Raw genomic sequence first — 21,957 nt, forward strand, 5'->3', positions numbered from 1 at the left:
CTATAGAATAATGAATACAGTAACTTATCAAAACGTTCACAACAAATTCAAATTAAATGGTTTTAGCTTTACCAAAGAGGATTTACTCCGTGTAGCCTATTCCTTTATTAAAGAAGGAGAGTCGTATGAGAAACCGTTAGGAATTTTTATCCTGGATTGGTTTGATCCAAAATCGTATTTAGAAATGAATACTTCGGGTTCAACAGGCACTCCAAAAATTATCCGTGTTGACAAACAAGCGATGGTCAATTCGGCTTTAGCCACCGGCGATTTTTTTGGTTTACAACCTGGGCAAAAAGTACTTCATTGTTTGCCAACCGATTATGTAGCCGGTAAAATGATGTTTGTCAGAGCATTTATCTTAGGTTTGGATATGGAATTTGTTGCGCCAAGTTCACATCCGATGGACCGCGTAAAAGGGGATTTCGATTTTTGTGGGATGGTCCCTTTGCAAGCCAAAAACTCCTTGAAGGACTTGCACCGAATCAAGAAGTTAATTATTGGCGGTGCCAAAATCAATAAGACGCTAGAAAACGAACTAGCTACAATACCGTCTCAGATTTATGAAACCTACGGAATGACTGAGACGATTACGCACATTGCTGCCAAACGAGTAGGGGAGTCGGCTTTTACCGTGTTGCCTAATGTAAAAGTTACTCAAGATGACAGACATTGTTTGGTCATTGACGCCCATAAAATTAGTGGTGAGAAAATTGTAACCAATGATTTGGTCGATGTAATTTCTGATACGCAGTTTGTTTGGAAAGGCCGTTTTGATAATGTGATCAATAGCGGAGGGATTAAATTAATTCCAGAGCAAATTGAAGAAAAACTAGCTTCATCAATTTCAAATTGTTTCTTTGTGTACGGTCAAAACGATGAACTTTTAGGAGAAAAATTAATCTTGTATGTGGAAGGCGAACGTATGACCATAGAAGAATCTATTTTTGAGGTGTTAGACAAATACGAAAGACCGAAAGAAATTGTATTTATACCTGAATTTAAGCGAACTGCTACAGGTAAAGTAATTCGAGATAAAACAGTTGTAAATAGTTAAATAAAAAATAAAAAAGAGAGGTAATTACCTCTTTTTTTTATACTTGAATCACTCCTAAATTAAATTGTTTCTCAATAGGAGCGTGGTTGGCTGCTTCAATCCCCATCGAAATCCAAGTTCGCGTATCTATAGGATCAATAATCGCATCTGTCCACAATCGAGAGGCAGCGTAGTAAGGCGACACTTGTTCGTCATAACGGGCTTTTATTTTGGCAAACAATTCGGCTTCCTTAGCTTCATCTACTTCTTCTCCTTTTGCTTTTAGTGAATTGGCTTCAATTTGTGCCAATACTTTGGCGGCTTGTGTGCCACCCATTACGGCTAATTCAGCACTAGGCCAAGCCATAATCAAACGTGGGTCGTAGGCTTTGCCACACATGGCATAATTTCCAGCACCATACGAATTTCCAACAATTACAGTGAATTTTGGCACTACGGAATTAGAAACGGCATTCACCATTTTGGCACCGTCTTTTATAATTCCGCCATGTTCTGATTTACTGCCCACCATAAAACCGGTTACGTCTTGTAAAAACACTAACGGTATTTTCTTTTGGTTGCAATTGGCTATAAAACGCGTGGCTTTATCGGCTGAATCAGAGTAAATAACACCTCCAAATTGCATTTCGCCATTTTTAGTTTTGACTACTTTTCGTTGATTGGCTACAATCCCCACAGCCCATCCGTCAATGCGAGCATAACCTGTAATAATTGTTTGACCATAACCTTCTTTGTAAGCTTCAAATTCGGAATTATCCACCAATCGCTTGATGATTTCCATCATATCGTATTGATCGGTACGCGCTTTTGGTAACACGCCGTACAATTCATTTTCGTCTTGACTAGGTTTTTCAGATTTGATGCGGTTGAAACCGGCTTTATCATAATCGCCAATTTTATCAACGATATTTTTTATTTTGTCCAAAGCATCTTTGTCGTCTTTGGCTTTATAATCGGTTACTCCTGAGATTTCGCAATGGGTGGTTGCTCCACCTAAAGTTTCGTTGTCAATGCTTTCGCCAATGGCAGCTTTGACCAAATAACTTCCGGCTAAAAAGATGCTACCCGTTTTGTCTACAATCAAAGCTTCGTCACTCATGATGGGTAAATAGGCACCACCTGCTACGCAACTTCCCATTACCGCCGAAATTTGGGTAATTCCCATACTGCTCATTAAAGCATTGTTTCTGAATATACGTCCAAAGTGTTCTTTATCAGGAAAAATTTCATCTTGCAAAGGCAAATACACCCCAGCACTATCGACTAAATAGATAATTGGAATACGATTTTCCATCGCAATTTCTTGCGCACGTAGGTTTTTCTTAGCGGTTATTGGAAACCAAGCACCTGCTTTAACGGTGGCATCATTGGCAACGACAATGCATTGTTTTCCTTTGATATATCCTATTTTTACCACCACACCACCTGATGGACATCCGCCGTGTTCTTTGTACATTCCATCACCTACAAAGGCGCCAATTTCAATACTTTTTTCATTGGTATCCAACAAATAATCGATGCGTTCACGGGCTGTCATCTTTCCTTCAGCATGCAATTTTTGGATGCGTTTTTCTCCGCCGCCTAGTTTTACTTCGCCTAACTTTTTGCGTAATTCAGAAAGTAACAGTTTGTTGTGATCTTCGTTTTTATTGAAATTCAAATCCATGTAAAGTGTGGGTGTTGCTATTTAAAAAGCTAAAATACAAAATCATCATTTGAAAAGGACTTCCAAATGATGATTTTTAATTTCTTTTGATTGTTTTTTTATTTTTTGGATTCTTCTACTAGACGTTTTAAAATAGCCCATTGTTTTAGTGCATCTCGAGCGTCAACAGCAGGATAACCTAAAACGGTTTTCCCTGCTTCAACATCGCTAACGACACCTGAACCTGCTCCTACAATAGCGCCGTCTCCTAGTTTGGTATGATCTTTTATCGAGGCGCTTCCGCCAATGATCACGCCATTACCTAAGGTTACCGAGCCTGCTAATCCAGAGTTTCCAGCCATAATACAAAAACGACCTAGTTTACTGTTGTGTCCAATTTGTACTAAATTGTCAATTTTACATCCGTCTCCCAAAACGGTTGAACTGAATTTTCCGCGATCTACACAAGCATTAGCTCCAATTTCAACTCCGTTGCCAATTACTACATTACCAATTTGTGGAATTTTTACCAAACCTTTTTGTGGATCAGGTCTAAAACCAAAACCGTCTGCTCCAATGGTTGCATTAGGGTGGATGATACATTGATGACCAATATGACAACGCTCTCTAACCACGGTTCCTGACCAAATTACGGTATGGTCACCAATAGAACATTCGTCCAGTACGGTTACGTTCGGGTAGAGGATGGTATTTTCTCCAATTTTGGTATTTGGTCCTATATAAACATTGGCGCCAATTTTACTACCTTTTCCGATAGTAGCAGTACTATCAATTACAGCTGTTGGGTGAATTTCGACATGAAATACTGGACTTGGTGGAGCAAAAAGTTCCAACACTTGTGACATAGCCAAATCGGCATTTTTTACTTTTATGAATACCTTATTCTCTCCTGGCTCAATTCGAATATCTTCATTCACAACTGCAGCACAGGCTTTAGAAGTAGCCCAATTTTTTTCATATTTTCGGTGACCAATGAAGGATATTTCAGTTGCTGAAGCTTCGTCTAATTGTTCGGGAGCAGTTATTAAAGTTGTTGTAGATCCAACAATTGTTCCTTGAAGTAGTTCGTTTATTTCTTGAATGGAGTAGGATTTCATAATAATTAGTTTGGTTTTTTGGCAGTATAATTTTCAAATAAAATCAATTCGTTTTGAATTTGCAACTATTTAAAATAAAAACTCCTCAAACGATTCTTGTTTAGAATGTTGAGGAGTTTTATTTTTAGTACTTCTGTAATTTATTCTTCTTCTTTTTGGCCCATCATCATCAGGTAAGCTTTCAAGAAATGATCTATTTCGCCATTCATCACCCCATCAACATCAGTGGATTCAAATCCGCTACGAACGTCTTTGACTAATTTGTAAGGATGCATGACATAGTTTCTAATTTGCGAACCCCATTCAATTTTCATCTTTCCGGCTTCAATATCGGCACGTTGCGCCAACTGTTTTTTCAACTCAATTTCATACAATTGGGAACGAAGCATTTGCATCGCACGGTTTCTATTGTCGTGTTGCGAACGAGTTTCAGAACATTGAATCTGAATTCCAGTGGGTTTGTGAACCAGTTGTACTTTGGTTTCCACCTTATTTACATTTTGACCTCCTGCACCACTAGATCGAGCCGTTGTGATTTCGATATCGGCAGGATTGATGTCAATTTCGATAGTGTCATCTACCAATGGATATACATATACCGAAACAAAGGAAGTATGTCTTTTGGCATTGCTATCAAAAGGTGAAATACGCACCAATCGATGTACTCCATTTTCTCCTTTGAGATAACCAAAAGCATAATCGCCTTCAATTTCTAAAGTCACTGTTTTAATTCCTGCTACATCGCCTTCCTGAAAGTTCAATTCTTTGACTTTGTAGCCTTGTTTTTCGGCCCACATCAAGTACATTCTCATCAGCATGGAAGCCCAATCACAACTTTCTGTTCCACCGGCACCGGCAGTTATTTGAAGGACGGCACTTAATGTATCTCCTTCTTCCGAAAGCATGTTTTTGAATTCAATTCCTTCGATATGTAACTCGGTAGCTAGGTATTGCTCGTCTAACTCTTCTGCTGATAGTTCCCCTTCTTTGTAGAATTCGTAAGCCAGTTGTAATTCGTCACTTAATCCGATTGCTTTTTCATAATCTTCGATCCACTTTTTCTTGTTTCGAAGGTTTTTAACTACGATTTCAGCTTCTTTGGCATTGTTCCAAAAGTCGGGAGCAAAGGTCTTTTCTTCTTCGTTGGTAATTTCAATTAGTTTAGCATCAACGTCAAAGATACCTCCTCAACGCACCAAGGCGTTCTACAATACCTTTTATTTGTTCGGTAGTTGTCATAAATTATGTAATTTTGTGAAGCAAAAATAAGACTTTTTTAAGGAAAGACAATTCGCGAATTGTCGGTCTGTCACTATAAAAACATAAAAATGGAAATAAATTTAGTTAGCGATACCATTACCAAGCCTACGCCGGAAATGCTTCAGTACATGTTCAATGCAGTTGTGGGAGATGATGTATACAAACAAGACCCTACGGTGATTGAGTTAGAAGCTAAGGTGGCTGCGCTATTTGGAATGGAAGCAGGTCTTTTTTTTCCATCAGGAACCATGGCCAATCAAACCGCAATTAAATTACACACGCAACCTGGCGAACAGTTAATTGCAGATAAATATGCCCACGTTTATAACTACGAAGGTGGGGGAGTTTCCTTTAATAGTGGCGTTTCCTGTTGTTTGTTAAATGGAAATCGCGGCATGATTACCGCTTCACAAGTCAAATTAGCAATTAACGATCCGGAGTTTTACCATAGTCCGTTGACGAGTTTAGTTTGTGTTGAAAACACGACCAACAAAGGAGGAGGAGCCTGTTATGAGTTGGATGATTTACGCCAAATCAAACAAGTTTGTGAAGAACACAATTTGAAATTTCATTTGGATGGTGCGCGTATTTGGAATGCTTTGGTAGCCAAAAACCAGGATCCAAAAGAATTCGGAAAACTGTTTGATACGATTTCAGTATGTTTGTCCAAAGGATTAGGTGCGCCTATTGGCTCTGTTTTATTGGCAGATAAAAAAACGATTCATCGCGCGTTGCGCATCCGTAAAATTTTAGGCGGCGGAATGCGTCAAGTTGGATATTTGGCTGCAGCCGGAATTTATGCTTTGGATCATAATATAGAGCGTTTGGCTGAAGATCATCGTCGTGCCAAAGAATTAGCATCGGTTTTACAACAAAAAGATTGGGTAGCATCAGTGGAACCAGTAGAAACGAACATTCTTATTTTTACTTTGACCCCTCAAGTAAGCGAAGCCCAATTGATTGAAAAGTTGAAACAAAAAAACATTTTAATTAGCTCGATGGGACAAGGTAAATTACGAATAGTTACCCATTTGGATTACCGAGAAGTGATGCATACCTATGTTATAGAAACACTGGAGAAGTTAGCAATTTAGATATGGAAAATCACATCAATCAACTTACTTTAGTCGTTAAAGACTATGATGAAGCCATTGCTTTTTATACTCAAAAATTACATTTTGAATTAATTGAAGATACGGTACTTAATGACACCAAAAGATGGGTTGTCGTAGCTCCAAAAAATTCACAATGCCGATTGTTATTAGCAAAAGCAGCAAATGAAGAGCAATTAAATTCTGTTGGAAATCAAACGGGAGGTCGTGTTTTTCTATTTATGAATACAGATAATTTTGATGTTGAGTATCAAAATTTAGTTGATAATCAGATCAAGATTGTTCGCGAACCTACTACTGAAACTTACGGAAGAGTATTGGTTTTTGAGGATTTGTACGGCAATTTATGGGATTTGATTGAGCCAGTTTCGACTAAAGATACTAGTTTTTACTCGACTGCTATTTTAGCTATTAAACCCGAAGTTCATTTTGACACAGCGATTAAGGCGTTGAAAAAATTACAAGCAGCAACTAAGTTAGAAAAAGGTAATTTTTTATTTGAACTTCATTTAGATACAGAAAATAAAAATCAAATAATTGTTTGGGAAGGATTTTATTCAGAATCTGATTTTCAAGCTCATTTGAATTCGGTTCATTTACAAGATTTCCTGAAACAAAATGTCGTTGATTTTATCTCAGGATATCCTGCAAATCGAATAGTGTAAACTATTTAAACAAATTATCCATTCCTGGAATCATCGGCATGTCCATTTTAGCCACCGCATCCAATTCGGCTTCGTTTACTTTGGTTGCTTTTTCGATGGCTTTATTTAGTACCAAAATCAAATAATCTTCCAGTTGTTCTTTGTCTTCTAACAAGCTGTCGTCAATGGAAATTGATTTGATGGTTCTATTGGCAGTCAAAGTCACATTGAGTGTTCCGTCAGAACTTTGTTCGTCAATAAGTACGGTATTTAAACGTTGTTTGGTGTCTTCTATTTTTTGTTGGGTTTCTCTTAATTTACCCATCATTCCCATTAAATCCATTGGTTGTTTTTTATTTAATTAATTTTCGATGTAAAATTAGTACATTAGTTCTTTATTTTGAATTAAATAATCATGAAAAACACACTGCTGATACACTTTGTTTGTGTTATTTTTGCCGCTTCATTTACAACAATTAATGCACAGTCTATGTCACATACTCTTTCAGCTCCTGTAGCTAAAAAACTTCCAAAAAAATTAAAGAAACACAATGAGATTCGAATTGACGATTATTATTGGTTGAATGACAGAGAAAACCCTGAAGTCATTGATTATTTGAATCAAGAAAATTCGTATTACGATGCTATGACGGCACATACTAAGGATTTTCAGAAGCAATTGTTTGAAGAAATGAAAGGTCGAATCAAAGAGGACGATCAATCGGTTCCGTATTTATACAACGGCTATTATTACATCACTCGTTATGAGAAAGGACAAGATTATCCAATTTATTCGCGTAAAAAAGGAAGTTTAGACGCTCCAGAAGAAATTTTATTTAATTGTAATGAATTAGCGAAAGGACATACATTTTTTCAATTGGGTGGTTTGAGTGTAAGTCCTGATAATCGTTTTGCTTCCTTTGGAGTAGATACAGTCGGAAGACGTATTTACACCATTAAAATCAAGAATTTAGAAACCAACGAAATTCTTCCAGATGTGATTGAAAATGCGACAGGAGGTTCGGTTTGGGCTAATGATAATCACACCCTTTTTTATACCCGACAAGACAAAGTAACCTTGCGTGCTAACCAGATTTTCAAACACAAACTACAGACTTCAGCCGATCAAGATATTTTGGTTTTTGAAGAAAAAGACGAAACATTCAATGTATCTGTAGGCAAAGAAAAATCAAGAAAATATATTGTTATTGGTTCTGAAAGTACCATGACAACCGAATATCGAATTTTGAATTTGGAAACACCAGATGCTGAATTCAAGGTGTTTCAGCCTAGAGTCCGCGGTTTAGAATACAGTATTTCGCATTTTGGAGATTCGTTTTATATTTTAACCAATAAAGACAAAGCGACCAATTTTAAGTTGATGAAAACTCCTGAAAATGCCACCGAAAAGAAGCATTGGAAAGAAGTTATTGCGCACAGAGACGATGTGTTACTAGAAGATATTGAAATCTTCAGCAACTATTTGGTAGTCGAAGAGCGTTCCAATGGTTTGAATCATATTCGCATTTTGCCTTGGAGTGGAGAAGGAGAGTATTATTTGCCTTTTTGTAGCGAAACGTACAACGCTTATACTACTACTAATGTTGATTTTGATACGGATATTTTGAGATACAGCTATCAATCGTTGGCCACTCCTTCATCGGTGATTGATTTCAATATGAAGACCAAAGAGAAAGAAATCAAAAAAGAGCAAGCTGTTTTGGGTGGCCAATTTGATAAAAACAATTATGTAGAAGAGCGAGTTTGGGCTACTGCCAAAGACGGAATTAAAGTACCCATTTCATTGGTTTATCGTAAAGATTTGAAAAAAGATGGAACGAATCCGCTGTTGCAATATGCTTATGGTTCTTATGGTGTGACAATGGAGCCTTATTTTTCTACCACTCGTTTGTCATTGTTAGATCGCGGTTTTATTTATGCCATTGCTCACATTCGTGGAGGAGAAGATTTAGGAAGACAATGGTATGAAGACGGAAAATTATTAAAGAAAAAAAATACATTCACGGATTTTATTGATTGTTCTCAATTTTTAATTCAGGAAAAATATACTTCACCTGCTCATTTGTATGCCGAAGGAGGCTCAGCTGGTGGTTTGTTAATGGGAGCGGTAGTCAATTTGGCGCCTGAATTGTACCATGGTGTCATTGCGCAAGTACCTTTTGTTGATGTGGTGACAACTATGCTAGATGATAGTATACCATTAACTACTGGTGAATATGACGAATGGGGAAATCCAAACAAGAAAGAGTATTATGATTATATGTTGTCGTATTCTCCCTATGATAACGTAAAAAATCAAACGTATCCTAATATGTTAGTGACTACAGGCTTACATGATTCTCAGGTACAGTATTGGGAACCAGCCAAATGGGTCGCTAAATTACGTACGCATAAAAAAGACACTACTGTTTTATACTTACATACCAATATGGATGCAGGTCATGGTGGGGCTTCAGGGCGATTTGAAGCGATTAAAGAATTGGCTAAAGAATTTGCATTTTTATTGGATTTGGAAGAAATTAAAAAATAATTAGAAATTTATTGTTAAATTTGGTCCTCGATAAGGCGATTAAAAAAATGACCTTATTCAACTATTTTTTTTATGAAAGAAGAAATAAATGCTCATAATTCGGTTTTGGATTTGATAGGTAATACACCGCTTATCAAACTGAAAAAAGTAACTGAAGGGATAGAAGGTAATTTCTATGCTAAAGTGGAAGCATTTAATCCAGGTCACTCCTCCAAAGATAGAATTGCACTTTACATTATTGAACAAGCTGAAAAGCAAGGGATTCTTACTCCAGGTGATACTATTGTAGAAACTACATCTGGAAATACAGGATTCAGTTTAGCTATGGTAAGCATCATTAAAGGATACAATTGTATCCTGGCGGTGAGTTCTAAATCGTCCAAAGATAAAATCGATATGCTACGCGCGATGGGAGCCAAGGTATATGTTTGTCCTGCTCACGTTTCAGCAGATGACGATCGTTCCTATTACAGTGTAGCTAAACGTTTGCACGAAGAAACTAAAGGTTCGGTTTATATCAATCAATATTTTAATCAATTGAATTTTGATGCTCATTATTTGAGTACAGGTCCTGAAATTTGGAAACAAACCAACGGAAAAATTACCCATCTTGTCGCTTGTAGCGGAACAGGAGGAACTATTTCTGGGACAGCTAAATATTTGAAAGAACAAAATCCGAATATTAAAATTTTAGGTGTAGACGCTTTTGGTTCTGTATTGAAAAAATACCATGAAACAAGAGAATTTGATAAAGACGAAATTTATCCCTACCGAATAGAAGGTTTGGGTAAAAACTTAATACCATCGGTTACCGATTTTGATGTGATCGATAAATTCATGAAAGTAACTGACGAAGAAAGTGCACATGCTACTCGTGAGTTAGCTAGGACAGAAGGTTTGTTTGTAGGATATACTTCAGGTGCTGTACTTCAAGCGATTAAACAATATGCTGATGATGGTGAGTTTACACCAGAGAGTAACGTAATTGCTATTTTTCCAGATCATGGATCCCGATATATGAGTAAAGTATTTAGTGATGATTGGATGAATGAACAAGGTTTTTTTGACAGTGTAAATGAAGAAGAAGCCCAAAAAATAGAATTTATAAAATAATAATTCAAAAAATACAACATAAAAAAACTCTCGAGAAATCGAGAGTTTTTTATTTTATATAGGATAGAAAAATTATTCTTCCATTGTGTGATAAACGTTCATCACATCATCATCTTCTTCTAGTTTTTCGATTAATTTTTCCACATCAGCTACTTGCTCATCCGTTAGCTTTTTAGTGATTTGAGGAATTCGTTCAAATCCAGAAGATAAAATTTCCAAACCTCTATTTTCTAATTCTTTTTGGATCGTTCCAAAACTTCCAAAAGGCGCATAGATTAATATTCCGTCTTCGTCTTCAAATACTTCTTCTGCACCAAAATCAATGAATTCTAATTCCAATTCTTCAGGATCTAATCCTTCTTTTGGTACGCGGAAATTACAGGTATGATCGAACATAAATTCAACCGAACCTTGTGTTCCCATGGTGCCATTGCATTTGTTGAAATAAGAACGAACATTGGCAACAGTTCTATTATTGTTATCAGTTGCTGTTTCAATTAAAAGTGCAATTCCGTGAGGCGCATAACCTTCAAATAATACTTCTTTATAGTTGGCTGTATCTTTATCGGTCGCTTTTTTAATAGCACGTTCTACATTTTCCTTAGGCATATTGGCTGCCTTTGCATTTTGTATTACCGCTCTTAAACGTGAATTAGCATCCGGATTTGGTCCTCCTTCTTTTACTGCCATTACAATGTCTTTACCAATTCTGGTAAAGGCTTTGGCCATAGCTGACCAACGTTTCATTTTTCTTCCTTTTCTAAATTCGAAAGCTCTTCCCATTGCTAATATTTTTTAACGGTGCAAAAATAGTATTATTTTGCGTTTTTACAATCCTTGTTATTTTTTATAAAATGGTAGTTTAACCACTTTGGCAGGCACATCATTTTTACGAATTCGAATATAGATATCGCTATCTACACCACTGAATGCTGCACTTACATAACCTAAACCAATACCTTTATTCATGGATGGCGACATAGTCCCCGATGTTACAATTCCGATAGCATTTCCAGCAGCATCTACAATTTCGTAATCATGTCTTGGCACTGCGCGTTCTTGCATTTCAAAACCCACTAATTTTTTGGTAACACCCGCTTCTTTTTGTTTTTTCAAGTTGGCAGAATTCGTAAATTCTTTATTGAATTTGGTAATCCAACCCAATCCTGCTTCTAAAGGCGAAGTAGTATCGTTGATATCGTTTCCGTACAAACAGAATCCCATTTCTAAACGTAAGGTATCACGGGCAGCCAAACCAATAGGTTGGATGTTGAATGTTTTTCCAGCTTCAAAAACAGCATTCCAAATTTGTTCTACATCGGCATTTTTACAATATATTTCAAATCCTCCCGCTCCAGTATAACCCGTTGCCGAAATAATTACGTCATTAATTTCTGCAAAATCACCCACTTGAAAATGATAGTATTCAATTTGTGCCAAATCCAATGAAGACAAACTTTGCATGGCTTCTACTGCTTTAGGACCTTGAATAGCCAATAAGGAATAATCATCAGAAAGGTTTTTCATCTCCACACCTAAATCATTAAAACTGCTAATCCAGTTCCAGTCTTTCTCAATATTAGAAGCATTCACCACCAAAAGATACTCGTCTTCTTTCATTTTGTACACCAACAAATCGTCTACAATTCCGCCTTCGGTATTGGGTAAACACGAATATTGCGCTCTTCCAATAGTTAGGGTAGCGGCATCATTAGAAGTTACTTTTTGGATCAATGCTAAGGCATTAGGACCCGACAGTAAAAATTCGCCCATGTGCGACACGTCAAATACGCCTACGCCAGTACGAACAATTTCGTGTTCGGCATTTACCCCTTCGTAAAGAATAGGCATATTGTATCCGGCAAACGGTAGCATTTTAGCTCCCAAACTTTCGTGAATGTGCGTTAAAGCAGTATTTTTCATGGTGATTGAAGTGATTTTTTGATGGCGCTAATTTATTGCTTTTTTATGGAGTGGCAAAAAATAAGCGAAACGGATTTTGATAGCAATTTTTAAGTATTTTTAAAATGAATTTTAAATACAATTAGCTTATGAAATCATTTTATTTATTTCTCGCTTTATTTTTTTTCTTTTCTGTTTCAGTTAAAGCCCAGAAAGTATTTTCGGTCAACTATCAAAATCAGGCCGACGTTAAAGTATATGTTGCAAAATATGAAAATCAAGCGGATCTAAAAGTTTTTAAATTAAAGTATACCAATCAAGTTGGTCAAAACGATGGTAAATGGTTTTTCACAGACTATCAAAATCAAGCTAATAAAACGCTATTTTTTGTAGATTATGAAAACCAAGCGGATCTAAAAATATTTTTTGTATCGTATGAAAATCAAGCAGGATGGAGGAATAATTCCAAAAGGCATTTGATGTATTGATTCTACAAAAAAACCGATTAGTTGCCTAATCGGTTTAATGTTGCGGAGAAAGAGGTATTCGAACCCTTTAAATATTATCAGTAAATTCAAGGTTTCCCATTTTCGAAATCACACAGGGTAACTCATAGGGTAACTGATTTTTTATATGTATCAATTGTACTGACGTAAATGAACAAAAAATAATTTAAATCGCGAAGTTTTGGTTCAACTTTAACATATTTTATTCAGTCAATTATATCTACATGTGCGTTATTGATTTTGAATAGTTCTCTGGTCTTAATTGGTGCTAATGTGTGTCCAAACACTTTCAACACATGGTTCACTTTTTTCAGATTGAAATTTTCTTTGCCTTGTTCAATTTTTCTAACCACTGTGAGTGCTACTCCCGCTTTTTGAGCGAATTCTTCTTGAGTCAGATTTACTGATTTTCTTTTGTCTTTTACAAATTGAGATAGTGACTTCATGGATATATGTTTTAACGACTATTTTTACTAAAAATACTAAATTATATGTAAAAGCATATAAAACGCTATTTATATTTCAATTTATATGTAAAAGCATATAAATTTTGGTTTAAAATTCATAATAAATAGGCGGTATATGGCATTATTGTGCTTTTTTTTAAAGTAAAACAGTTTTACAAATGAATAACAAGCATAGAAATGCTATATATAGCATTTTTTATTGAAATTATATTTAATAGTTGTATATTTGCATAAAAAAAAGCTATATAATGCATTTTGAAGAGTTAATACAAGTAATAAAGGAACGTAGGGAAATGCTACAGGTGACTCAAGAAACCTTAGCTACACTTTCTGGAGTTGGACTAAGGACTTTACGACAATTTGAGAGTGGTAAAGGGAATCCTACTTTGTCAACGTTGCAAAAACTCACCGATGCTTTAGGATTAGATTTAGTTTTAGTGGTTAAAAATAAAAATGAATCGTAATGAGAGAAGCTACTATTTTATTTAAAGGTGAAAAAGCGGGTATATTGACTCAACATGATGATGCAAGTTTTACATTTGCCTATTCGGATGATTGGGTGCTGAATATTGAAAAACCTAGTATTAGTTTGACATTGCAAAAAATCAATAAAGTGTTTCACTCTCCTTATTTGTTCCCTTTTTTTTATAATATGCTTCCAGAAGGAACTAATAAACAGGCGATATGTAAATTAAATAAAATCGACCTAAATGATTATTTTGGGTTATTATTGACCGTTGCAACTGAGGATACAATTGGAGCTATTACAATTGAAAAACGTTACTAATTATGAGTTTATTAGAAATCAATCACTGTCCTGGTACTTTAGCAGAGGGCTTTTCTACTTATAGTAGAACTTGTTTGAATAAAGTATTTCAAGGAAAAAAGGTAAATCATATTTTACCATACGATTCACCTTTTTCAGGTACTGAATCCGATATTCTTTTTGAAGAAAATAGAAATCGAATTTCAATATCTGGTGTTCAAGAAAAATTTTCAGTGGTACTCGAGAAAAATAAGTTACGACTTGTTAAAGAAGGGGAGGTAGGTAAATATATTTTAAAACCCATACCTTCATTCGGTAAAAAAGCAAATCAAATGCCTGCAAATGAACATTTAACAATGCAAATTGCTAAACAGGTTTATGGAATAGAAACGGCTGAAAACGCATTAATTTTTTTCAATAATAACGAAAAAGCCTACTTAACTAAACGATTTGATTTTAACAAAGAAGGATATAAACTAGCTCAAGAAGATTTTGCTTCTTTGGCTCAAAAGACTCCACAAACCCATGGTGAGCATTATAAATATTCAGGTAATTATTTTGATTTGTTTGAATTAATGAAAGAACATTTACCTGCCTATCTTTCTGAAGCTCCAAAATTATTGAAGTTACTTGTTTTTAATTACTTGTTTTCTAATGGTGATGCTCATTTTAAAAATTTTTCCTTATTAGAAACCCCGATGGGAGATTATCGTCTTAGCCCTGCATATGATTTACTTAATAGTAGAATTCATATTGAAGATAAAGATTTTGCTTTAGATGATGGATTACTTCCTAAAAAACTTTCAGGTGGCACTATTAAAAGTCAATTTGTTTCTCTTGCTCAATTAGCAGGAATTAATGAAAAAATAGTCAAAGAAATACTTCTATTAATGACATCTAAGACAGAGCAAGTGGCTAAATTAATTGAATGTTCTTTTCTGGATGACACTACAAAACGTAATTATTTACAATCTTATCAAGGGCGTTTAAAACGGTTGATGAAAGAATAATACATTTGTCTTGGCCTAATAGTAATGGAATAGTAATTCTCCTGAAGTATTATTAAGAGATTAAGGTATTCGAACCCATTGAATATTGCAAGTGAAATTATGTTCCCTTATTCTTAGGCGGGAAATCTTCTTGAGTTTGATTTATAGATTTTATTTTACAAATTGAGCGAGGTTTTTATTATGCTTTGTTTATTCTTCTAAATTAACAAAGTATATATAAATGCATTAAATACGATAAGGGAGTAATTTTTTTCTCTTGGATAAAGAATATAACTTTAATATGAATTATTAGTTATTTACAAAATCAATCAAATCAAGTTTTATAAATTCCCAGTATTTATCTCTTAAACATACCGGATCAAAATCGTCATTCGCTTCTTCAAAATCAACGAAATTATTTAGTATCTGCTTTTTATTGTGTGTATATGGATACCTTTTTAGATGAAAACCCAACATGTCTTTTATGTTATATTGGCCTTTTAGTTCATGTAAATCCCAGTAGTCTTTTTTCCTTCCTGTACGTTGAATTACATCAATTTTCATTGCTATAATTTCTTCAATTGTTGCCATACGAATAGCATCTACTTCTATAACATCATCAATAAATGGTTCCGTATAATACAAATCAAGTTTTATTGCGTTTTGACTATCATTCCCAATAAAATAAGATTTACCCATTCCAACAGGAAGGTTATTAAAGTCAACATAGGTAAATTGTTTTACTAGATAGTCTTCAATATCCTGAAAATCTATCGTTCCATATTCAGCTTCTGTAAATAAATCAATGTCAACGGACATACGATGGCCACAATAAAGACTTAAAGCCGTGCCCCCAACTAATCTAAATTGAGCAAATTCATTAGCCTCCATTAGTTTTTCTAATATACTTTTGAGTAATGGGGTTACTGTATTATAATGTAATTTATATGTCATTTGTAATCATGATTTTTTTTACAGCGGCTTCGCCATAATAACGTTTAATTTCGTTTTTTTCATCCTCATTACCACGTTCAAAAACTCTTTTAATAACTGCTTTTTTTTGTTTTATCCAGTCTATATTTTCGAATTTAGTATCCCAAAATAGTACAGGTCTTATTAATTTTAAGTTGGGTTTATTTTGTATTTGTTTCTTTTTCTCAACTTCAATATCAAAATACACTTGAAGCATCATTAAAAATCCTTCATCAAATCCTAATGTTTTTTCTATTTTTAAGGCTAAGCTAGTTGTAATACCTCTTCTGCCTTTTGTAATAGCTGTAAGGGTTTGTGGATATTCTTGAAGTTTTAGAGCAAAACTATTTTTACGAAGTTTTCGCTTTTTTAATTCCCGTTCGATAACTAATCCAGGGTGTAGTCCTTTTAATATGTTTAAATTCGAATTCATGTTACAAAAATAAACAAAAATGTTTATTATTTATGAATAATTGTAAAATTAAAATCATTAATTCGATAAACTACATATTATGTATTATTGATAACATAATCTAAACAGACCTCGGTACATTATATTGTATAGATTTAAATTTGAACTTATTAATTTTATTAAGAGTTGAGGGTAGAAGGGTAAGTGATTAAGGTATTCGAACCCTTTAAATAGTATCAGTAAATTCAAGGCTTCCTATTTTCGAAATCACACAGGGTAACTCATAGGGTAACTGATTTTTTATATGTATCAATTGTACTGACGTAAATGAACAAAAAATAATTTAAATGGTGAAGTTTTGGTTCAACTTTAACATAATTATTTACTCTCAGAGTGTTTTATTTTTTTTCGCTTTTAGTTATTGTTTGTATTACTTTATTCGTAAATATTTTTATAAAATTAAATGTGAGTTGCCAATTGTTTCTTTAAAATTCTTTTCTACTTTGGCTATTTCAGCAAATTCATACCATTTAGTAACCGTTTCACTAATTTGCTGAATGATTGTATTTGCTTTTTTTATATTCATTGATTTTGCTACTGTCAATAAATCTTCTTTTGTAATATTGGTTCTTTTTCCATTGATGCTTAGATTGTGTTGGCTAACCCAATTACTATCAGGGCGATAAGCAAAACAAATATCATAAGCTGGGGCTAATTCCCAATTTCCCTCTTTTTTTAATCGAAATGCAAAGTTTTTGGTGTGGTCATCACAATTTCTGGCTATTACATTAAAAGCCATTCTTCTAAACAACTGTTCGGCTTGTTTATAAGGTAGTTTAAGTAATCGCATGGTTTGGAATACTTGTTCGTAGCTAAAACTTGTAATTTGGTTGAAATCATAATGCTGCATGGCACATAATGTTTGGATGTGGTGTTTTTGTTCAGCCCCTTCACGATCAAAACGTTTGGTCATGAAATGGGCTCTACCATTTTCTTCCATTAATCGACATTCCATCATTTCTATTTCACAAGCTTTTGCCATTAGGTAATACGCCATTTCAATTCTACCATAGCCAGTACTTTCACCAAATTGGATATCACTTACTGTATCTAATTTAATTAACCAATGTTCAAAATCTCTAGGAGCATTAGTTTGTCCGGATTTTACTTGACCTGTTTTTTCATTATAGGCAATAATTGCTTTGGGACGCGCTCCACCTGCTGAGGTTCCTATTTTAAGAATGTCTAACATGGCTTGTTGCTCGTCTTCGTTTAGGTTAGTTTGAAACCCTTCTCTTTTGGTAAGCATTTTTTGAGTAATATTGACCAAACTATCCACTTCAATATCAAATGCTTTTTTGGTGCTTTTGAATTGAGAAGGTTCGAACTCTAATGCGCCCATACCTCGTGTTCCAATAAAACATAGTAGTTCAACTGGATTCATGCTGTTTTCTGGCCGACCATTTTGTGCTAACCAATTGTTTATTAATTGGTTTCCATAATCATCGGGTAATACATCGGCTAATAAACCGGGTAATCCTTTGAATGTTTTTACATCCCGTAGTTCCGGGAATGAAAAAATACGTTTATTGCTATTTGCAATTGGCATTTTTAATGGAGCCAAATCCGATTTAGTTGCAATAAATTTCGGTTCGTATTCAAAACTAGCCACACCTGTTTCCTTGTTCCATGCTACGGCACCGACTCTTTCTCCCCATATTTTTAAAAATGCTGTTGTTATCATTACCAATCAGATTGTTTAGCGTTATCATTATCATTTTTTCTAGCGCGTTGTCTTTTTTGTTGCTCCTGCTTTGCTAGTTTTATAGGGCTAATTTCTTGTTTTACGGAAAAGACATCTAATAGCTGTAAAATTTCTAAAGCCCTCATGATTTGAATTAGCGAAATCATCGTTATAGCTTCACCATTTTCAATTTGGCTAAGTGTCCATCGGTTTATACCTGCTTCATCCGCCAATTGCGCTTGCGTTTTATTGATTTTTAATCGCTCGTTTTTAATGAACTCTCCAATTTTACTTACGATAGCTGTATCGCTCATTGCTATCCAGTTTATGTTGGTATTTACCATTTTTATTGCTTTAAATTGTATTTAGTGTTGGTATTTACAAACAAATATATTAAAAATTAATAGTTAAAACATAATTGTAACAAATATTTTTTGTTGGTAAATACCATCGTTAGTGTAGTAAATTGTATTTAGTGTTGGTTTTTGCTGGTATTAAAGAATTATTTTAGCCGTTATAAAACTAAAAAATCTAAATCTTCGTTTTCATTATTATTTTCATCTGGAATTTTAATAAGTGTAAATCGTCAGTAAAAAATGTACGGATTTAGATTCAAAATTTCTGGCAAAAATGCTCGAGTAACTCTGTATAAACACTAAGTTAATTGTTTTTGAAGATTTAAAGTAGGTTAATTATCATTTACAGTAATTTATATGCAAAAGCATATAAATTACTGTAAATGATATATTTTATATGTAAAAGCATATAAATAATATATTAACTTACAATAATTGAAATAGCCTTATTTCCCATCCGTGATTCTATAAATTATTCTCAACCTTAAATTTTTCAAACCATTTGGTATATAATGAAATGTATTCAGGCGTCTGTTTGATATTGTCTAAATCGTCATCAATACTGATGTGTTTAAAATTATTATTGCCTTTTTCAAAAGAAGTTTTCAATGCATTTAGTGCTTCTTCTTTTTTATTCATTAAAGCGTATAGACAGGCAGCTTCGTAATAGTTGCCTTCAGAAGGATATTTTTCTAGGATATCTTTCATCAATTGAAGTGCTTCTGACTTTTTATCTAAGTGAAATAGGGCATATTGTTTGCAGTTCCCATCTTCTTTAATTTCTTTTTCTAATGTTGCGATTACGTTAAAATCTTCTATTGCTTTTTCTTTTTCATTTCGTTTTTCTAATAGTAACCTTCCTCTCATTAAACGAGTATAAGCATCTTCAGGGTTTAGTGTCACTGCGGTGTTGAAATCCTCAAGGGCTTTGTCATTTTCTTTTAGCATTTCAACGTAAATCCAGCCTCTCATATAGTAATTCCAGTAGTCTTCTGGGTCAAGTTCCATTGAAACGTTTAAATCTTGAATGGATTTTTGGTACTCGCCAGCATGGCGATAAGCATTGGCTCTTTGACTGAATACAACGGCATCAGTAGGATCATTTTCAATTAAATAATTATAATCTTCAATTGCTTTATCATATAAGCCTGCATTCTCAAAAGTTGTGGCTCTTTCATAGATTAAATAATCGATATTATTTTCATTTCCAACATACTTAATGAGTTGATCGAATTCTTTGATGGCTAGTTTGAATTTCCCATGCTTAGCATATAATCGTGCTCTAGTTGTATTCCAAAATTCATTGAAAGGAGCGTTTTTTGATTTTTCGTTTAGTTCAGTCAAAGCCAATTCATAATCATTTAATGAATAGGTTAAAAATTGGTCTCGACTATCGGAATCATCTGGTTCGATTGATATGACTTCTACTATATCCAAAATAGCTTCTTTATATTTCTTTTGTTCGAAATAGGTCTGAGCTCTTAATTGAAGTGCAACATAATACAAATCGTTAAGTTGTATGGCTTTGGTTAATTTTTTCTCAGCCAAGTCATACCGTTTCTCTTTTAAATAATTTCTTCCTAAGCCTCCATAAGCATAAATATTTGAAGCATCAATAGTTAGAATATGTTTGAAATCGGCCTCGGCTTTATCTAATTGACCGAGTTCAAAATAATATTGCCCTCTATCGAGATACAAATCGATTTCCTTGGGTCTGAGTTGAATGGCTAAGGCATAGTATTTAAAAGTATTGTCAATGTTTTTAAGTTTATATGCAATATCGCCCTTGACTACATAAGCTTTGGAACGCATTGTACTACTTGACTCTGGAAAGTATAAAAGTGCTTTGTCAATATGGTTCTCTGCAACCTCTAGTTTTTCTTGAATTACATATAATACCGAAAGGTAAAAATGGCTGTAGGCAGAATTTGGATTTTCGACTACATCTTTTTCAAAATATTCTAATGCGGTTTCATTATCGCCGCCACTATAGGCTTCGTAAGCTATTTTATAATTTTCGCTTTGAGCACAACTTAAATTTGTGATTAGAATTAATAGGAATGTGAAAATACTTTTTTGAAATAGAGTAGGAGTCATTGGTGGGGTAAATTAATCGTTTTTATAAATAACTCCAAAGAATAAATTTTATTACAAATACATATAAATTAAATCTATTTACCAAACCCAACTATTTTTTTTTGTTTAGGAGTATAATTATTATCTGAATTAAAATTGAAAATATCTGTAATTGCTAAGGGTTCGCTTACTTTCTCTTTATGGCCTAATATATTTAACAATGTATTTGTTCTTTCAATCGACAATTTTGTAAATTCATAAATTGTTGTTAATCTTCCTTTTCGAAGTAGTGCTTTGTCGATGTTAGCGATATCCGTATTAAAAGTTGCAATAATTTGAATACCTAAACTTTCGCCTAACAATCCATCTGTTAAGTTTAATAACATGGAAAGATTAGAATTTATTATATCTTCTCTAGAAGCAATTAATTCTTCAGCATCTTCAATAACAAGGACGGAATTCCTATTATTTAACAAAAAGGTAGTCATATTAACATTATCCAACTCTCCTGCCATTTTTGGAGAAATAAATATGACTTTCTTTTTTAATTGATAAATTAAGTATTTTATGTAAGTACTCTTTCCAGTTCCAGGTTCCCCATGGAATAAGTAAAGTCCATTGATGTCTTTTTTATTAATTATTTTAACAATTTCATTATGAATCGGATAAAAGTTTTCGTTATAATGAATGTTGAAATTTATTTTCGGTTTTTTTATATGAAGTTCTTTAGAATCTAATTCTCCGTTCAATGAATATATCAAACTGATATCAGTTGTTTTTTTTGATTTGATTTTAAATTTTTTAAGGCTATTTAAAATTGAATTCAAAATATCGCATTGTTCATCAGAAAACAATAGATAAACATTTGAATCTTCAATGTTCACAACTATTTCGTTTTCCAATAAAAAAATATTATCTAAATACTCAAATTTGTTGGAATTAATTAAAAATTCTTTTTGATAATGATGCTTTATAATTTTATTATTATACTCTTTTTCGAACCAATTTTCATATAATTTAGTATTAATATCTTCAATTGAAATAATGTTTGGTATTTTGTTATAGTATCCAAAATACATTCTGTTACAGTTGATATAACTTCCAGGATTATGAAAAATTATTAAGTCTTTATTTTTTATGTCTATTGTTTTTAATTCAGATTCTAGATTCATATATAATTTTTCAAAGTGTTTCTATTTTTTAAGATAATTAAAATGAATTTTAATTTGAATTCAATATAAGTTTATTGGAATAATTATTTATTAGT

At 33.7% G+C, this 21,957-nt stretch carries 22 protein-coding genes; 9 read left to right on the plus strand and 13 right to left on the minus strand.

The genetic code is table 11. The features are described 5' to 3' along the window. Positions 1-10: 10 nt before the first annotated feature. Complete coding sequence (locus tag LPC21_RS07045) at positions 11-1,057, plus strand: AMP-binding protein (RefSeq protein ID WP_229316458.1); 1,047 nt, start codon at positions 11-13, stop codon at positions 1,055-1,057. A gap of 37 nt (positions 1,058-1,094) precedes the next feature. On the opposite strand, the gene LPC21_RS07050 is transcribed toward LPC21_RS07045, so the two are convergent. The 3 genes from LPC21_RS07050 to prfB all read right to left on the minus strand — a co-directional run bounded on the left by LPC21_RS07050 (position 1,095) and on the right by prfB (position 5,059). Continuing rightward, positions 1,095-2,723, minus strand: coding sequence for an acyl-CoA carboxylase subunit beta (locus tag LPC21_RS07050; protein WP_229316459.1), 1,629 nt, complete (start codon positions 2,721-2,723; stop codon positions 1,095-1,097). Positions 2,724-2,821: 98 nt separating this feature from the next. Next, the gene (gene lpxD / locus LPC21_RS07055) at positions 2,822-3,820 is read right to left on the minus strand and encodes a UDP-3-O-(3-hydroxymyristoyl)glucosamine N-acyltransferase (protein ID WP_229316460.1); all 999 of its coding nucleotides are present in this window, start codon (positions 3,818-3,820) and stop codon (positions 2,822-2,824) included. Between the two features lie 140 nt (positions 3,821-3,960). Next, a protein-coding gene (gene prfB, locus LPC21_RS07060; RefSeq protein ID WP_229316461.1) for a peptide chain release factor 2 occupies positions 3,961-5,059 on the minus strand; the annotation gives its coding sequence in 2 pieces (ribosomal slippage) (positions 3,961-4,995 and positions 4,997-5,059; 1,098 coding nt in all). An 89-nt stretch (positions 5,060-5,148) separates the two neighbouring features. On the opposite strand from prfB, the gene LPC21_RS07065 reads away from it, so the two are divergent. Both LPC21_RS07065 and LPC21_RS07070 read left to right on the plus strand, forming a co-directional pair. Continuing rightward, positions 5,149-6,174: a threonine aldolase family protein gene (locus tag LPC21_RS07065; RefSeq protein WP_229316462.1), complete on the plus strand. Its 1,026-nt coding sequence runs from the start codon at positions 5,149-5,151 to the stop codon at positions 6,172-6,174. Between the two features lie 2 nt (positions 6,175-6,176). Continuing rightward, complete coding sequence (locus LPC21_RS07070; RefSeq protein WP_229316463.1) at positions 6,177-6,857, plus strand: VOC family protein; 681 nt, start codon at positions 6,177-6,179, stop codon at positions 6,855-6,857. 1 nt (position 6,858) lies between these two features. On the opposite strand, the gene LPC21_RS07075 is transcribed toward LPC21_RS07070, so the two are convergent. Beyond that, positions 6,859-7,179, minus strand: coding sequence for a YbaB/EbfC family nucleoid-associated protein (locus tag LPC21_RS07075; protein ID WP_229316464.1), 321 nt, complete (start codon positions 7,177-7,179; stop codon positions 6,859-6,861). Between the two features lie 72 nt (positions 7,180-7,251). Here LPC21_RS07075 and LPC21_RS07080 point away from each other — a divergent pair, with 72 nt between their 5' ends. Then, positions 7,252-9,387: a S9 family peptidase gene (locus LPC21_RS07080; protein WP_229316465.1), complete on the plus strand. Its 2,136-nt coding sequence runs from the start codon at positions 7,252-7,254 to the stop codon at positions 9,385-9,387. Positions 9,388-9,459: 72 nt separating this feature from the next. Then, positions 9,460-10,500 (plus strand): cysteate synthase, encoded by a 1,041-nt coding sequence (capA, locus tag LPC21_RS07085; RefSeq protein WP_229316466.1) that lies wholly within the window; start codon positions 9,460-9,462, stop codon positions 10,498-10,500. A 72-nt stretch (positions 10,501-10,572) separates the two neighbouring features. On the opposite strand, the gene LPC21_RS07090 is transcribed toward capA, so the two are convergent. Beyond that, positions 10,573-11,283, minus strand: coding sequence for a YebC/PmpR family DNA-binding transcriptional regulator (locus tag LPC21_RS07090; RefSeq protein WP_229316467.1), 711 nt, complete (start codon positions 11,281-11,283; stop codon positions 10,573-10,575). Between the two features lie 57 nt (positions 11,284-11,340). Further along, positions 11,341-12,423 (minus strand): glycine cleavage system aminomethyltransferase GcvT, encoded by a 1,083-nt coding sequence (gcvT, locus tag LPC21_RS07095; protein ID WP_229316468.1) that lies wholly within the window; start codon positions 12,421-12,423, stop codon positions 11,341-11,343. Between the two features lie 128 nt (positions 12,424-12,551). Here gcvT and LPC21_RS07100 point away from each other — a divergent pair, with 128 nt between their 5' ends. Next, entirely contained in the window at positions 12,552-12,890 is a 339-nt protein-coding gene (locus LPC21_RS07100) for a 7(1) septoil knot domain-containing protein (protein ID WP_229316469.1), read from the plus strand. A 224-nt stretch (positions 12,891-13,114) separates the two neighbouring features. On the opposite strand, the gene LPC21_RS07105 is transcribed toward LPC21_RS07100, so the two are convergent. Beyond that, positions 13,115-13,354, minus strand: coding sequence for a helix-turn-helix domain-containing protein (locus LPC21_RS07105; protein WP_229316470.1), 240 nt, complete (start codon positions 13,352-13,354; stop codon positions 13,115-13,117). 269 nt (positions 13,355-13,623) lie between these two features. Between LPC21_RS07105 and LPC21_RS07110 the strand changes: the two genes are divergently transcribed. Genes LPC21_RS07110 through LPC21_RS07120 form a run of 3 tightly spaced genes read left to right on the plus strand, consistent with a single transcriptional unit; the run spans position 13,624 to position 15,151 of the window. Further along, positions 13,624-13,839, plus strand: coding sequence for a helix-turn-helix domain-containing protein (locus tag LPC21_RS07110; RefSeq protein ID WP_255657588.1), 216 nt, complete (start codon positions 13,624-13,626; stop codon positions 13,837-13,839). Beyond that, the gene (locus tag LPC21_RS07115) at positions 13,839-14,162 is read left to right on the plus strand and encodes a HipA N-terminal domain-containing protein (protein ID WP_229316472.1); all 324 of its coding nucleotides are present in this window, start codon (positions 13,839-13,841) and stop codon (positions 14,160-14,162) included. The genes LPC21_RS07110 and LPC21_RS07115 overlap by 1 nt, the downstream gene beginning before the upstream one ends. A 2-nt stretch (positions 14,163-14,164) precedes the next feature. Next, positions 14,165-15,151, plus strand: coding sequence for a type II toxin-antitoxin system HipA family toxin (locus LPC21_RS07120; protein WP_229316473.1), 987 nt, complete (start codon positions 14,165-14,167; stop codon positions 15,149-15,151). A 288-nt stretch (positions 15,152-15,439) separates the two neighbouring features. Here the strand turns inward: LPC21_RS07120 and LPC21_RS07125 are convergent, their stop codons facing one another. From LPC21_RS07125 to LPC21_RS07150, 6 genes are all read right to left on the minus strand, one after another. Next, the gene (locus LPC21_RS07125; protein WP_229316474.1) at positions 15,440-16,084 is read right to left on the minus strand and encodes a nucleotidyl transferase AbiEii/AbiGii toxin family protein; all 645 of its coding nucleotides are present in this window, start codon (positions 16,082-16,084) and stop codon (positions 15,440-15,442) included. Continuing rightward, positions 16,074-16,535, minus strand: coding sequence for a helix-turn-helix transcriptional regulator (locus LPC21_RS07130; protein ID WP_229316475.1), 462 nt, complete (start codon positions 16,533-16,535; stop codon positions 16,074-16,076). The genes LPC21_RS07125 and LPC21_RS07130 overlap by 11 nt, the downstream gene beginning before the upstream one ends. 430 nt (positions 16,536-16,965) lie before the next feature. Beyond that, positions 16,966-18,258: a type II toxin-antitoxin system HipA family toxin gene (locus LPC21_RS07135; RefSeq protein ID WP_229316476.1), complete on the minus strand. Its 1,293-nt coding sequence runs from the start codon at positions 18,256-18,258 to the stop codon at positions 16,966-16,968. Then, entirely contained in the window at positions 18,258-18,572 is a 315-nt protein-coding gene (locus tag LPC21_RS07140) for a helix-turn-helix domain-containing protein (RefSeq protein WP_229316477.1), read from the minus strand. The genes LPC21_RS07135 and LPC21_RS07140 overlap by 1 nt, the downstream gene beginning before the upstream one ends. Positions 18,573-19,079: 507 nt before the next feature. Next, positions 19,080-20,711, minus strand: coding sequence for a tetratricopeptide repeat protein (locus LPC21_RS07145; RefSeq protein WP_229316478.1), 1,632 nt, complete (start codon positions 20,709-20,711; stop codon positions 19,080-19,082). A gap of 74 nt (positions 20,712-20,785) precedes the next feature. Continuing rightward, positions 20,786-21,862, minus strand: a complete 1,077-nt coding sequence (locus tag LPC21_RS07150; protein WP_229316479.1) for an AAA family ATPase — start codon at positions 21,860-21,862, stop codon at positions 20,786-20,788. Positions 21,863-21,957 lie beyond the last annotated feature (95 nt).

Origin of the sequence: Flavobacterium ammoniigenes, from assembly GCF_020886055.1 — a bacterium.
In the GTDB taxonomy this organism is placed as follows: domain Bacteria; phylum Bacteroidota; class Bacteroidia; order Flavobacteriales; family Flavobacteriaceae; genus Flavobacterium; species Flavobacterium ammoniigenes.